Below are 14240 nucleotides of genomic sequence, written 5' to 3' on the forward strand. Positions count from 1 at the left end.
AAAGGCGGAGCACGTAACCTAGATGGCTCCCCCACCTTTTTACGGAGTACCCCCATGTCCCACGACGCCTCCGAAGGCGCAGGCGCGACGCACGACGGCGCGATGGAGACCCGCGGTCTCGAGCCCGTCCCCGACGCCGAGCGGACCGGTCGGGTCCGCGAGCTGTTCCCGACCTGGGTCGCGGCCAACATCAGTGTGCTTCTGCTCACGATGGGCGCCGGTCTGATCGTCTTCAACGGCCTGAACTTCTGGCAGGTCCTGACCGTGGCGATCGCCGCGCCCGTCCTCTCGTACGGGATCGTCGGCCTGATCTCGATCGCGGGCAAGCGGGGCGGTGCGCCGGGCATGGCGCTGTCGCGGGCCGTGTTCGGCCAGCGCGGAAACCTTTTTCCCGGTGCGCTGATCTGGGTCGCCCGCTGGGGCTGGGAGACCATCAACGCGGTGACCGGCGCCTACGCGGTGCTGACGGTGCTCGACCTGCTCTTCGGCGTGAAGTCGAACACGCTGCTCATCGTGGTGACGCTGCTGCTCTTCGTCACCTGCACCTTCCTGGTCTCGGGTCTGGGGATCAACGCGCTGCGGGTGTGCAGCAAGTGGTCCACGTACCTCTTCGGCGCCTTCTCGGTCCTCGTCCTGGTCTATCTGGTGGCGAACACCGACTGGTCCGCGGTCTTCGACAAGCCGGCCGGTTCGACGGCGATGATGGTCGCGGGCATCGGCACGATCGCGGCCGGCGGCATCAGCTGGGTCCCGTCGGGGCCTGACTTCACCCGCTACCTGCCCCGTACGGCCTCCTCGAAGGCGATGGTCGGCTCGACCGTCGGCGGCGCCGGGATCGTGGTCCTGCCGATGGTGCTCATGGGCGCGGTGATGGCCGTGTCGACGCCGGACCTGGCCTCGGCCCAGGACCCGGTCTCCTTCATCGGCGAGCTGCTCCCGATGTGGATCTCCGTGCCGTACCTGGTGATCGCGCTGCTCGGCATGCTGCTGATCAACTCGATGTCGATGTACTCGGCCGGCTTCACGGCGCAGACGCTGGGCATCAAGGTGTCGCGCGCGGCGGCGGTCAGCGTGAACGCCGTGATCAGCCTGGTCTTCGGCTTCCTGCTGATGGTGGTGGCGACCAGCTTCATCGGTTCGTTCATCTCCTTCCTCACCCTGCTCGCGGTGGCGTTCTCGGCGTGGATCGGCGTCTTCGGCGTGGACATGCTGCGCCGGAGGACGTACGACGCGGTGGCGCTGATGGACACCACCCGGACCAGTGCCTACTGGTACCGGGGCGGTTACGCCTGGCAGGCGATGACCGCGTGGGCCGTGGCGCTGCTCGTGGGCCTGCTGTTCACGAAGGTCGACTGGTTCTCGGGTCCGCTCGCCTCGTCGTGGATCGGTGAGAACGGCCTGGGCTGGGCGGCGACGATCGTGGTGGCGGGCGTGCTGTACGCCGTGCTGCCGCGTACTCCCGCTCCCGGGAAGGCTTCGGTGGAGCCCGCCGAGGCGCGCGAGACCGAGACCGCGACCGTTTCCATCTGACGCCACGTCAGATAACGTCCCCCTTCGCCGGATCCCACGAGCGGAGGGGGACTTCCCATGCCCTTCACAGTCGTACGGTTCAACCTCGTCGACCCGCGGGCGACGCCCGTCTCCCTCGCGGCCCGCTACCGGGCCGCCGTCGAGATGGCCGCCCACGCCGACGCGCACGGGGTCGACACGGTCCAGACCGAGGAGCACCACGGCGTCGCGAACAACTGGCTGCCCTCCCCCTTCGCCTTCGCGGGCGCGGTCTTCGGGGCGACGAAGAGGATCGCGGTGACCGTCTCGGCGATCATCGGGCCGCTGCACGACCCGCTGCGTCTCGCGGAGGACATCGCGGTCCTGGACCTGCTGAGCGGCGGCCGTCTGGTGACGGTGGCGGGCATCGGCTACCGGCCGGAGGAGTACGAGGAGCGCGGGGTCGACTGGGGCCGGCGCGGAAAGCTCCAGGACCTGCTCCTGGAGACCCTGCTGACGGCCTGGAAGGGCGAGCCGTTCACGTATCAGGGCCGTACGGTACGGGTCACCCCGCGGCCGCTCACCCAGCCGCACCCGATGCTGCTGGTCGGCGGCTCGTCGCGGGCGGCGGCGCGGCGGGCGGCCCGGCTCGGGCTGCCGTTCTTCCCGAGCGCGCACCTGCCGGAGCTCGAGGCGTACTACCGGGAGCGGTGCGCCGAGTACGGCACGGAGGGCTGGACGATGATGCCGGCCGAGGAGACGCCGCTGCTGCACCTGTCGGAGGATCCGGACCGGACCTGGGCGGAGTACGGGGAGCACTTCCTCCACGAGGCGCGGACGTACGCCTCCTGGCAGTCGAAGGACATCCGCTCGGCGGTGCGGTCGACGGCGACGACGGTGGAGGAGCTGCGTGCGGAGGGCGTGTACCGGGTGGTGACGCCGGACGCGTGCGTGGCGCTCGGTCTGGAGAGCCTGGTGCTGCATCCGCTGTGCGGCGGGATGCCGGTCGAGGAGGGGTGGCGGAGCCTGCGGCTGTTCTGCGACGGCGTACTGCCCCGGCTCAAGGCATAGGGCCTCGGGCCGGGGCAGTTCCGTGGGTGAGGAGAGGGGCAGCGGGGTTTAGCCCATCTCCTCCAACGCCTTGCCCTTGGTCTCCTTGACGTACCTGAGCACGAAGGGGATCGAGAGCACGGCGAAGAACGTGTAGATCATGTAGGTGCCGGAGAGGTTCCAGTCCGCGAGGGACGGGAAGCTGGCGGTGATGGCCCAGTTGGCGATCCACTGGGCGGAGGCGGCGACGCCGAGGGCGGCGGCGCGGATCCGGTTGGGGAACATCTCGCCGAGGAAGACCCAGACCACGACGCCCCAGGAGAGGGCGAAGAAGAGGACGAAGACGTGGGCGGCGACGAGCGCCACGACGCCCTGGGTCTCGGGGAGCTTGCCGTCGACGAGATCGGCGGAGAAGGCCCAGGCCTCGAAGGCGAGGGCGATCGCCATGCCGACGGAGCCGACGAGGGCGAGCGGCTTGCGGCCGACCCGGTCGACCAGGACCATCGCGATCACGGTGCCGATGATGTTGATGATCGACGTGGTGAACGAGTAGAAGAACGAGCTCGACGGGTCGATGCCGACGGACTGCCAGAGCGTCGAGGAGTAGTAGAAGGCCACGTTGATGCCGACGAGCTGCTGGAAGACGGAGAGTCCGATGCCGACCCAGACGATGGGCAGCAGCTTGAAGCGGCCGCCGGCGACGAGCAGGTCCTTGAAGGTGGACTTGTGCTCGCTGCGCATGGCCCGGTCGATCTCCGCGACGCGCGCGTCGAGGTCGATGCCGTGGCCCTCGACCTCGGCGAGGACCTCCTTGGCCCGGTCGGTCTTCCCGACGGAGATGAGGAAGCGCGGGGACTCGGGGATGGCGAAGGAGAGCATGCCGTAGAGCAGCGCGGGGACGACCATCACGCCGAGCATCCACTGCCAGGCCTCCAGGCCGCCGATCTCGCCGCGCTGGTCGCCGTCGGCGAGCTGGAGGATGCCGTAGTTGACCAGCTGGGAGATGGCGATGCCGATGACGATCGCGGCCTGCTGGAAGGAGCCGAGGCGACCGCGGTACGCGGCGGGGGCGACCTCGGCGATGTACGCGGGGCCGATGACCGAGGCCATGCCGATGGCGAAGCCGCCGATGACCCGCCAGAGGGCCAGGTCCCAGAGTGCGAAGGGGAGCGCGGAGCCCACGGCGCTGACGGCGAAGAGGACCGCGGAGATCTGCATGCAGCGGATGCGGCCGATGCGGTCGGCGATCCGGCCGGCGGTCGCGGCGCCGATGGCGCAGCCGATCAGGGCGATGGCGATGACCTGGGCGAGCGTGCCGGAGCCGATGTCGTAGCGGTCGCGGATCGCCTCGACGGCGCCATTGATCACGGAGCTGTCGTAGCCGAAGAGGAAGCCGCCCATCGCGGCGGAGGCCGTGATGAAGATGACGTGGCCGAGGTGGTCAGGATGGGCCGCTCGGCCTTCGGACGGCGGCGGCGTGGGCGCCTGCGCGGTGCTGGTCACATGGACTCCTGGGTGGGGGGCAAGCCCTTCCAGTGGCGCACAACTTCACGCCGCTCACCACGTGAAGGTAAAAGCAACGTTGCAGAGACTATGCCTTCAAGTTTCGAAGTCAATAGTCGATGTCGTATGACTTTAAGAACGCCAGGGGTGGCCATGGGTTCAACACTTGAAGAGTTGTGCGTCAGCGCAGCCGCTGGCTGATCACCTTCGAGACGCCGTCGCCCTGCATGGAGACCCCGTACAGCGCGTCCGCGACCTCCATCGTCCGCTTCTGGTGCGTGATCACGATCAGCTGCGAGGACTCCTGGAGCTCCTCCATGATCCGGATCAGCCGCTGGAGGTTGGTGTCGTCGAGCGCCGCCTCGACCTCGTCCATCACGTAGAACGGGCTGGGCCTGGCCTTGAAGATCGAGACGAGCAGCGCCACGGCGGTGAGGGAACGCTCGCCGCCGGAGAGCAGCGAGAGCCGCTTGACCTTCTTGCCCGGCGGACGGGCCTCCACGTCGACGCCGGTGGTGAGCATGTCGTCCGGGTCGGTGAGGATCAGCCGGCCCTCGCCGCCCGGGAAGAGCCGCGAGAAGACACCCTCGAACTCCCGGGCCGTGTCCCGGTACGCCTCCGTGAAGACCTGCTCGACGCGCACGTCGACCTCTTTCACGACCTGAAGGAGGTCGGTCCGGGTCTTCTTCAGGTCCTCCAGCTGCTCGGAGAGGAACCGGTGCCGCTCCTCCAGGGCCGCGAACTCCTCCAGGGCCAGCGGATTGACCTTGCCGAGCTGGTGGTACGCCCGTTCGGCGGCCTTGAGCCGCTTCTCCTGCTCCGAACGGACGAACGGCCGCGGACCGGTCTCCGGGTTCTCGGGGTCCGCTTCGGCGGCCGGCTCGCCGTCCGCGGACGGCGACGGGGGTACGGGCTGGTCGGGGCCGTACTCGGCGACCAGCGCGGCCGCCTCCACCCCGAACTCCTCCAGGGCCTTCGCCTCCAGCTGTTCGATGCGCAGCCGCTTCTCCGCGCCGAGCACCTCGCCGCGGTGGACCGAGTCGGTCAGCTTGTCGAGCTCGGCCTTGAGGTCCCGGGCGCGGGCGCGCGCCACCGTGAGCCCCTGCTCACGATCGGCCCTCGCCGCCTGGGCCGCCACTCGCTCCCGCTCGGCGCGGACCAGCGAGACCTCCACATGGGCCAGGAGACCGCGGGCCCCGGCGGCCACCGCGCCCGCGACCCGCCGCTCGTGCCGGAGCCTGGCCCGGCGCTGCTCGGCACGCGCGCGTGCCTCGCGTTCGGCGCGGGCGGCCCGGTCGAGGGAGTCGGCGCGCCCGGCGAGGCCCTTGACCCGTTCCTCGTGGGTACGGACCTGGAGCCGCGCCTCCATCTCGGTCTGGCGCGCGTGGGAGCCGTCGATCGAGAGCCGGTCGCGGACGGAGGTGTCGGGCTCGTCGTCGCCGCCTCCGGAGAGGGTGGCCTCCTGGGCGACGAGGAGCCGTTCCGCCAGCTCCTCCGCGTCGGCGACGGCGTTCTCCAGGGCGTCCTGGGCGCGGGCGACGGCCGCCGCGGTCCGCTCGGCCTCCCCCGCCGCGCCCCTGGCCTGCCCGGCGAGCCGCCCCAGTTCCTTGGCGACGGCCGACCTCTCCCGCTCGGCGGCCCGGCGGGTCGCGTCCAGCTCCTCGACGAGCGCTCCCGCGGTCCGGCGGCGCTCGTCGGCCTCGCGCTGCGCGGTGGTCAAGTTCTCGCAGCGTACGGTCAGTTCGTCGAGCTCGGCGGCGGCTTCGGCCACCGAGGCCTGGACTTCGAGCAGGCTGGGGGCACCGGCGGAGCCGCCGTGCGCGAAGTGCCCGCCGAGCAGGTCCCCTTCGGTGGTCACCGCGGTCAGTCCCGGCCGTGACCGGACCAGCCGCTCGGCCTCGTCGAGGCCGTCGACGACGACCACCCCGGCCAGCAGGCGGCGGACGGCGGGCAGGAGTTCGGCGGGGCCGCGCACCAGGTCGGCGGCGCTCTGGCAGCCCTCGGCCCCGGGGGCGGGGGGCGGTTCCGGGGCGCCGGTCAGGAGGAGGGAGGCGCGGCCCGCGTCCTGTTTGCGGAGCAGGCGGAGGGCTTCGGCCGCGGCGGCCGGTCCGGTGGCGGCGACCGCGTCGGCGGCGGCGCCGAGGGCCGCGGCCACGGGGATCTCGTATCCCGGGGTGACGGTGAGGAGTTCGGCGGCCGGGCCGAGGAGTCCGGTGACGCCGGCGGAGAGCAGTGCGCCCGTGCCGTCCTTGCGGCGCAGGCCGAGGGCGAGCGTGTCGTGCCGGGCCCGGGTCGCTGCCCGGCTCCGTTCGGCGGTGCCGAGCGCGTCGCGGGCGGCGCTCAGCGCGGCCTCCGCCTCGGCCCGTTCGCGGCGGGCCGCCTCGTACCGTTCGCCGTGTTCGCCGTCGGCGGCGTCGAGGCCCTCGACCTCCGCCGTGAGCTGCTCGTACTCCTCCTGGGCGGCGACCGCCCGCTCCCCCGCCTCGTCGCGGGCGGCGGCCAGCCGGTCGATCTCGGCCTGGGCGGCGGCGGCGCGCGAACGGGCCGCGTTGACCTGGCCGTTCAGGCGGGCGAGGCCTTCGCGCCGGTCGGCGATGGCCCGGGCCGCGTCCTTGAGGCGGCGCTCCTCGGCCGTCAGCGCGCGTTCGAGCTCGGCGCGGTGGGCGACGGTGTCCTCCAGGGCGCGTTCGGCCGCCTCCAGGGCGGCTTCCAGCTCGGCCTCCTGCTCGCGGACGCGGGCGGCCTCCCGCTCCAGGTCCTCGGGGTCGCGGCCGCGCCGTTCCTCGGCGGGGGCGTCGTCGGCGCTCTTCACGCGCGCGTCGGCGAGGGAGATCGTGCCGCGGACGCGTTCGGCGAGCTGTGAGAGGGCGTACCAGCTCTGCTGGGCGCGGTCGAGCCGGGGTGCGAGGGCGCCGGCCTCCGCTTCGAGTTCCGCCTCGCGGGCGAGGGCGGCGCGCAGCTCGGTCTCGGTGGCCTCCTTGCGGGCGAGGAGCGCCGCCTCGTCGGCGACCTCGGCGGTGAGCGCGCGCTGGAGCCGGACCAGGTCGTCGGCGAGGAGCCGGAGGCGGGCGTCGCGGAGGTCGGCCTGGATGACGACGGCGCGGCGGGCGACGGCGGCCTGCCGGCCGAGGGGCTTGAGCTGGCGGCGCAGTTCGTCGGTGAGGTCCTGCACGCGCGCGAGGTTGGCCTGCATCGCGTCCAGCTTCCGCAGCGCCTTCTCTTTCCGCTTGCGGTGCTTGAGGACGCCGGAGGCCTCCTCGATGAAGGCGCGGCGGCCCATCGGATCGGCGTGCAGGACGGAGTCGAGCTGTCCCTGCCCGACGATGACGTGCATCTCGCGCCCGATGCCGGAGTCGGAGAGCAGGTCCTGGATGTCGAGCAGCCGGCAGGTGTCGCCGTTGATCTGGTATTCGCTGCTGCCGCCCCGGAACATGATCCGGGTGATGGTGACCTCGGCGTAGTCGATGGGCAGCGCGCCGTCGGAGTTGTCGATGGTCAGCGAGACCTCGGCGCGGCCGAGCGGAGGGCGCCCGGTCGTGCCGGCGAAGATGACGTCCTCCATCTTGCCGCCGCGCAGCGACTTGGCGCCCTGCTCGCCCATGACCCAGGACAGGGCGTCCACGACATTGGACTTGCCCGATCCGTTGGGGCCCACGACACAGGTGATGCCGGGTTCGAACCGCAGGGTCGTGGCCGAGGCGAACGACTTGAATCCGCGGAGGGTCAGGGCCTTGAGGTGCACCCCGGGGACTCTACCGGGGCCCGCGCGTTTCACTCGCGAAGGTGCAGGGCAGATCACCGGGTGAGGAGGGGTGGGCCAGAGGTGGGCCGTGGGGGAAACGGCGGGTGAAAGAAAGAAGGGACGCCGAAGCGCCCCTTGCATATCCAGCTGTGCCGTGTCCGGCCCGGCTATGCCGGCGTGAACTTTCCCGGTCGGCGATACCGGACGGAGTGTTTCCCACCTGCTGCCCCTAGGGGCGGTTGTCAGGTGAGCGCGGGCTCCGCCTGGGGTACGTCGAGATCGATGCTGTCGAGCAGCGACTCGCCCTGGTGATGAGCGGCGGCAGCCGCGAGCGTGTCGTTCTCGGACTGGATCCGTACCAGCTCGGATTCCAGGTCCTGAACACGCTGCTGAAGCCGTCGCATCTCGGCGAGGAGTCGCGGGTCGGAGCCGCCGACGTAACCGAGAAGCGCCTTTGCCATGATGGATGGTCCTCCACACTGAGTGACCGACCGATTGCGGTGTGGGTCGTGAGGGATTCGCACCCGCGGTGCTCGGCAGTGCGTCGTGCCGGTTCTTACTGCCAAACAGCTAAGGTGCGCGGGGATTCCAGCGTCTCACCAAAAAGTTTGACGGTCAACACGATCACGCCCCGTTTGAAGGGGCGACCGGGGAGTGGGCGGCCGCTCAGCACGCGGCGGCACCTCTCGACCCGGGTCCTCGGGGCGTGGCGATCATCCTTCACGGGCAGCCTTCCACGGCGCGCACTTCTTGGCAACCACCAGGCAGTTCTCCCGTTCACGCCCTCGTCACCGCGCGTCCCCGCGGCGCCCCTCCCGGTCACCGACGAGGGGCGGCCGTCGTGAACGTCAGCGGATCGCGAAGCCGTCATAGCCTCCGCGCGGGGTGCCCCATATCTCTGTCACGCCGTCCACGCGGCCGGGCGTGTCGCCCGTGCGGAGCCAGTCGAGAAGACGGTGGCAATTCTCACTCGGCCCCTCGGCCACCACCTGGACCCGGCCGTCGTCGAGGTTCAGGGCGAAGCCCATGAGGCCGCCGATCTCCAGCGCGTTTGCCCTGGTGAACCAGCGGAAGCCCACTCCCTGTACCCGGCCGCGCACCCAGGCGGTCATCCGTACGTCGTCACTCATGGCTGCACGCTAACCGGCGAATTGGCCGATGAGCACGTCACCCCGGCTTCTCATCGCGTACAGTCCCGACGGAATGCGCCTCACCCGTTCGGGCGCGCGCCATTCGGCAGTCGGCCCGAAGCACGCCGACAGCAAAGATCAGCAAACGCCAGCAAAGATCCGCAGCGAACGGCGGAGCTCCAGAGGAAGGCAGGGCAGCAGATGGGACGCCACCGTCGCTCCGGCGCCGCACCCGCCGCAGAAGACTACGCGGCCGGTACGGACCACCGGCACCGGGGTGAGCGCCGCAAGCGGCGCACCCCCGTGCGGACCGGACTCCTCGGCGCCTCCGCGGCGGTCGCGGTGGGAGCCGTGGCCGTCGCCTCGGGTCTACTGCCGGGCGGTGACACCTTCACCGTGGGATCGGCCGGTACGAGCGAGCGCCAGGTCCAGTCCCGGCAGGCCCCGGAGCTGATGACGCAGGGCGGGGCGACCCAGACCCCGGCCGACGGCGAGTCGGGCGGCACGGGCAGCGGCACGGCCGGCAAGGCGGGCTCCGGGTCGGGTGCGAGCCCGAGCCCGAGCAAGAGCAAGAGTGCGAGTGCGAGTGCGAGCAAGACCGCGTCGCCCTCGGCCGCCCCGTCCACCTCCGCGAAGCCGAGCCCGAAGCCGACCCCGACGAAGGTGACCCCGACGAAGCCGACGCCGACGAAGGCGCCGAGCAGCGCCAAGCCCGTGACGCCGAAGGCCGCGCCCACGACGAGGCCGGCCACGACGAAGCCGTCCGTGCCACGACCGGCCCCGACCACCGAGGCGCCGGTCGAGACCTCGGCCGCGCCCTCCACGGCCGATCGCGGCGAGGCGGCCGAAGCGGAGGTCCTGCGGCTGGTCAACGTCGAGCGCGCCAAGGTGGGCTGCACCCCGGTCCGTGCCGACGCCCAGCTCGCCGCGCTGGCCGGGGCGTTCAGCGCGGACATGGCGGAGCGCGGCTTCTTCGACCACACGGACCCGGACGGTGACACACCGTGGGCGCGCGCCGAGCAGGCGGGCGTCTCGACCCTGGGCGGCGAGAACATCGCCCGCGGCCAGGCGGACGCGGCGGCCGTGATGGACTCCTGGATGGACAGCGACGGCCACCGCGCCAACATATTGAACTGCGACTACACGACGCTGGGCGTCGGCGTCCAGTTCGGCGACGGCGGCCCCTGGTGGACCCAGGACTTCGGCCGCTGAGCTCTCCCCGGGTCGTGATCTGTCAGCAGGTCGTGGCCTGACGGTCCCCCGGGCCGTCTCGGCGACCGCATCGGCCGCCGAGACGGCCCGTCCCTCTTTCGTGGCGGCCTCGTTGGGCCGACCGGCCCCATTCCGGAGCGGGTCGCCGACCGCCTTCCGGATCGGCTGGGACGATCCCCCCATGAAGCCGGGGGCAGGTACCACCAAGAGTTCGGCCTCGACTCGACTCGTCCTGCTGACACTCGCGTCCGGTCAGTTCCTCATGGCGCTCGACAGCTCCGTCATGAACGTCGCGATCGCGACCGTGGCCGACGACGTGGGCACGACGGTGACGGGCATCCAGGGGGCCATCACGGCCTACACCCTGGTGATGGCGATGTTCATGATCCCCGGAGGCAAGGTCGGAGGGCTGATCGGCCGCAGACGCGCGTTCATGATCGGCTGCTGTGTCTACGGCTGCGGCTCCCTCGTCACGGCGATCGCGCCGAACCTGCCGGTGCTGCTGTTCGGCTGGGCGTTCCTCGAAGGAATCGGCGCTTCGCTCATCCTGCCCGCGATCGTGGCGCTCGTGGCCGGCAACTTCCCCGTGGAGCGCCGCCCGGCCGCGTATGGACTCGTCGCGGCCGCGGGGGCCGTGGCGATCGCACTCGGGCCGCTCATCGGAGGCGTCGCGACGACGTACTTCTCCTGGCGGTGGGTCTTCGCCGGTGAGGTGCTGGTGGTGCTCGCCATCCTGGTGTTCGCTCGCCGCATCGCCGACGCCCCGGCCGCCGAACGCCCCCGCATCGACCTCGTCGGCGTCGTGCTCTCCGCCCTGGGGCTCGGGATCTTCGTCTTCGGCGTGCTGCGTTCGGACGAATGGGGCTGGCTGCGGCCGAAGCCCGACGCGCCCTCGTGGCTCGGGGTCTCCGCGGTCGTCTGGCTGATGCTCGTGGGCCTGCTGCTGATCTGGCTGTTCCTCCGCTGGGAGGCACGGCTCGTGGCGCGGCACCGGGAGCCGCTTGTCGACCCGGCGATGCTGCGCGTGAAGCAGCTCACCGGCGGTCTGACGATGTTCTTCTTCCAGTACCTCGTGCAGATGGGCGTGTTCTTCGTCGTCCCGCTCTACCTGTCGGTCGCGCTGGGCCTGTCCGCGCTCAAGACCGGCGCCCGTCTCCTGCCGCTCTCGCTCACTCTGCTGGCGGCCGCGGTACTGATCCCCCGCTTGTTCCCGGACGTCTCCCCGCGGCGGGTGGTGCGGTTCGGGATCCTCGCGTTGCTCGTCGGCGCGGTGGTCATGATGGGCGCGCTCGACGCGGGCGCCGGTGCGGAGATCGTCACCGTCCCCCTCCTGCTGATCGGGCTCGGCATGGGCTCCCTGGCGTCCCAGCTCGGCTCGGTCACGGTGTCCGCGGTGCCGCAGGAACAGAGCGCGGAGGTAGGCGGCGTCCAGAACGCCGTCACCAACCTCGGTGCCTCGATCGGCACGGCACTCGCCGGGTCGATCATGATCGCCGCACTCACGTCGTCGTTCCTGGCCAACGTGGAACAGAATCCGGCGGTACCGGCCGAGGTCAAGAGCCAGGCGACCGTCGAGCTCAGCAGTGGCGCGCCCTTCCTGTCGGACGCCCAGCTCACGACCGCTCTCGAGGAAGCCGGCACGAGCCCGGAGGTGACCCAGGCCGTGCTGGACGCCAACGACGACGCCCGGCTCGACGGCCTGAAGGCCGCCCTCGCCGTCCTCGCCTTCGCCGCCGCCCTCGCGCTCTTCTTCACCCAGCGGATCCCGACGACCCAGCCCCGAGCGCCGGCGGCGTAGCGACCGGCACATCGCGGCGAGAACTAACTCTTGGAAAGCGCAAGCAGATGGTTAGCGCTGCATGCGAGTACGGTAGAAGGCATGACTGACGACCTCGCCTACGACGTGTTCGCGCGGGCCTGCCCGTCGCGCGGCACGCTGGAGCATGTGACGGGCCGCTGGGGCAGCCTGACCCTCGGCGCCCTGTACGACGGGACGTTCCGCTTCAACGAGCTGCGGCGCCGGGTCGACGGCGTGAGCGAGAAGATGCTGTCGCAGACGCTCCACGCACTGGAGCGCGACGGTCTCGTCCACCGGGACGCGCAGCCCACGAACCCGCCGCGGGTCGACTACCGGCTCACCCCGCTCGGCCGCGAGATCGCGGAGCGGCTCATCGGTCTGATCCAGCTGGTCGAGGGCCGCATGCCGCAGGTCGAGGCGGCCCGCGAGAGGTACGACGCGGAGCGCGCGGCCCCCGTCACCGCCTGACGGTCACGGCCCGACCGCCAGGATCGTCCCCGTCACGCGCTCAGGCGCGGCGGGCGCTGGCAGCGCGGGCAGAAGTAGCTGGAGCGGTTCATCCAGGGGCGCCGGCGCATCGGCGTACCGCAGCGGTGGCACGGCTCGTCCTCGCGCCCGTAGGCGTCGAGCGAGCGGTCGAAGTAGCCGGACTCGCCGTTGACGTTCACATAGAGGCTGTCGAAGCTGGTGCCGCCGACCGCGAGGGCCTCGTTCATCACGTCCCGGGCGTGCCCGAGGAGCTCCGCCGCGCGCGGCCGGGTGAGCGTGGCGGTGGGCCGGTCGTAGTGCAGCCTGGACCGCCAGAGCGCCTCGTCCGCGTAGATGTTGCCGACGCCGCTGATCAGCGACTGGTCGAGCAGGGCCCGCTTGACGGTCGTACGGCGCTGCCGCAGCGCGCGGTGGAACGCGTCCTCGTCGAACTCGGGGTCCAGTGGGTCCCGGGCGATGTGCGCGATGACGTCCGGCAGCCCGTCGGGTGTCTGGTCGTGCAGCGAGAGCCCGCCGAAGGTGCGCTGGTCGACGAAGCGCAGCTCGGTGCCGTCCGTGTCGTCGAAGCGGACCCGGATGCGGAGGTGCTTCTCGTCCGCGGCGCCCTCCGGCTGGACGAGCAACTGGCCGCTCATGCCGAGGTGTCCGAGCACGGAGGTGCCGGTGTCGGCCATCGGCACCCACAGGTACTTGCCGCGCCGCCGCGCCACCTCGAACCGCTGCCCCTTCAGCCGCGCGGCGAAATCCGCGCCGCCCGCCGGATGGCGTCGTACGGCCCTCGGGTGCAGCACCTCGACCTCGGTCACGGTCCGCCCGGCGACCCAGCGCTCCAGTCCGCGCCGTACGACCTCGACCTCGGGCAGCTCGGGCACGGGGACTCCTCCGGACGACGTCGATCGACAGCGCTTCAACCCTACCGGCGTATCAGACGGGAGAAACCCCGGGAAAGACGAGAACCCCGCCGTGGGGCGGGGTTCTCGGGAAGCGGTGGACGAAGGCCGTCAGGCCTCCGCGCCGTTCGTGGACGGAGAGGGGTCGGCGACCTCTCCCGTGCCGGCTTCGGCAGCGGCCTTGGCCGCTGCCACGCGCTCGTCCGCGGCGGCGCGAATCTCGCGCCACGCGGACTCCGCCGCCTGCTGTTCCGCTTCCTTCTTGCTGCGGCCGGTGCCGGTGCCGTACGAGACACCACCGACGCGGGCGGCAGCAGTGAAGACCTTCTCGTGGTCCGGGCCCTCTTCGGAGACGAGGTACTCCGGCACACCCAGGCCCTCGGCCGCGGTGAGCTCCTGGAGACTGGTCTTCCAGTCCAGGCCTGCACCGAGGTTCGAGGACTTCTCGATCAGCGGGTCGAAGAGCCGGTGAACCAGCTCGGACGCCGCGTCGAGGCCCTGGTCGAGATAGACCGCGCCGATCACCGCTTCAAGGGTGTCGGCGAGGATGGACGCCTTGTCCCGGCCACCCGTGCCCTCTTCGCCCCGGCCGAGCCGGATGAAGGAGCCGAGTTCGAGGCCGCGACCGACCTCCGCAAGTGCACGTGAGTTGACCACCGCGGCCCGCAGTTTGGCCAGCTGGCCTTCGGGCAGGTCGGGGTGGGTGGTGTACAGCGTGTCCGTGACCACCAGGCCGAGCACGGAGTCCCCGAGGAACTCCAGCCGCTCGTTGGTGGGCAGACCGCCGTTCTCGTACGCGAACGAACGGTGAGTCAGTGCACGCACCAGAAGGGCGGACTCGAGCCGATAGCCGAGCCGCCCTTCCAGAAGCGTGTGGGACGAGGCATGGTCCGTCTTGTCGTCCGTCTTGCGGGACTCAGACATTGCGCCTCTCACCA

Annotated in this window: 11 protein-coding genes; 5 read left to right on the forward strand and 6 right to left on the reverse strand. The window is 71.3% G+C overall.

From position 1 onward, the window contains the following. Window positions 1-54 precede the first annotated feature (54 nt). Together ACIBG6_RS13730 and ACIBG6_RS13735 are read left to right on the forward strand one after the other, a co-directional pair. Entirely contained in the window at window positions 55-1530 is a 1476-nt protein-coding gene (locus tag ACIBG6_RS13730; RefSeq protein WP_399222796.1) for a cytosine permease, read from the forward strand. A 57-nt stretch (window positions 1531-1587) separates the two neighbouring features. After that, window positions 1588-2559 carry an LLM class flavin-dependent oxidoreductase gene (locus ACIBG6_RS13735; protein ID WP_399222798.1) on the forward strand — a complete coding sequence of 324 codons (972 nt, stop codon included), beginning with the start codon at window positions 1588-1590 and terminating at the stop codon, window positions 2557-2559. A gap of 48 nt (window positions 2560-2607) precedes the next feature. Here the strand turns inward: ACIBG6_RS13735 and ACIBG6_RS13740 are convergent, their stop codons facing one another. The 4 genes from ACIBG6_RS13740 to ACIBG6_RS13755 form a co-directional block, all read right to left on the reverse strand. Continuing rightward, window positions 2608-4041, reverse strand: a complete 1434-nt coding sequence (locus tag ACIBG6_RS13740) for a sugar porter family MFS transporter (protein ID WP_399222799.1) — start codon at window positions 4039-4041, stop codon at window positions 2608-2610. A gap of 181 nt (window positions 4042-4222) precedes the next feature. Then, window positions 4223-7783 carry a chromosome segregation protein SMC gene (smc, locus tag ACIBG6_RS13745; RefSeq protein ID WP_399222800.1) on the reverse strand — a complete coding sequence of 1187 codons (3561 nt, stop codon included), beginning with the start codon at window positions 7781-7783 and terminating at the stop codon, window positions 4223-4225. Window positions 7784-8025: 242 nt separating this feature from the next. Beyond that, entirely contained in the window at window positions 8026-8244 is a 219-nt protein-coding gene (locus tag ACIBG6_RS13750) for a hypothetical protein (protein ID WP_024755899.1), read from the reverse strand. Between the two features lie 387 nt (window positions 8245-8631). After that, window positions 8632-8913 (reverse strand): acylphosphatase, encoded by a 282-nt coding sequence (locus ACIBG6_RS13755; protein WP_399222802.1) that lies wholly within the window; start codon window positions 8911-8913, stop codon window positions 8632-8634. Between the two features lie 201 nt (window positions 8914-9114). Here ACIBG6_RS13755 and ACIBG6_RS13760 point away from each other — a divergent pair, with 201 nt between their 5' ends. From ACIBG6_RS13760 to ACIBG6_RS13770, 3 genes are all read left to right on the forward strand, one after another. Beyond that, the gene (locus tag ACIBG6_RS13760) at window positions 9115-10125 is read left to right on the forward strand and encodes a CAP domain-containing protein (RefSeq protein WP_399222804.1); all 1011 of its coding nucleotides are present in this window, start codon (window positions 9115-9117) and stop codon (window positions 10123-10125) included. 181 nt (window positions 10126-10306) lie between these two features. Then, on the forward strand, window positions 10307-11923 hold the full coding sequence (locus ACIBG6_RS13765; RefSeq protein WP_399222805.1) for an MFS transporter: 1617 nt from the start codon (window positions 10307-10309) through the stop codon (window positions 11921-11923). Between the two features lie 81 nt (window positions 11924-12004). Further along, entirely contained in the window at window positions 12005-12391 is a 387-nt protein-coding gene (locus tag ACIBG6_RS13770) for a winged helix-turn-helix transcriptional regulator (protein ID WP_399222807.1), read from the forward strand. Window positions 12392-12423: 32 nt separating this feature from the next. On the opposite strand, the gene mutM is transcribed toward ACIBG6_RS13770, so the two are convergent. Continuing rightward, the gene (gene mutM, locus ACIBG6_RS13775; protein WP_399222808.1) at window positions 12424-13284 is read right to left on the reverse strand and encodes a bifunctional DNA-formamidopyrimidine glycosylase/DNA-(apurinic or apyrimidinic site) lyase; all 861 of its coding nucleotides are present in this window, start codon (window positions 13282-13284) and stop codon (window positions 12424-12426) included. A gap of 129 nt (window positions 13285-13413) precedes the next feature. After that, complete coding sequence (gene rnc, locus ACIBG6_RS13780; protein WP_399222809.1) at window positions 13414-14226, reverse strand: ribonuclease III; 813 nt, start codon at window positions 14224-14226, stop codon at window positions 13414-13416. Between the last annotated feature and the right edge of the window lie 14 nt (window positions 14227-14240).

The sequence above is a fragment of the Streptomyces sp. NPDC050842 genome (genome assembly GCF_044456565.1).
Lineage (GTDB): Bacteria > Actinomycetota > Actinomycetes > Streptomycetales > Streptomycetaceae > Streptomyces.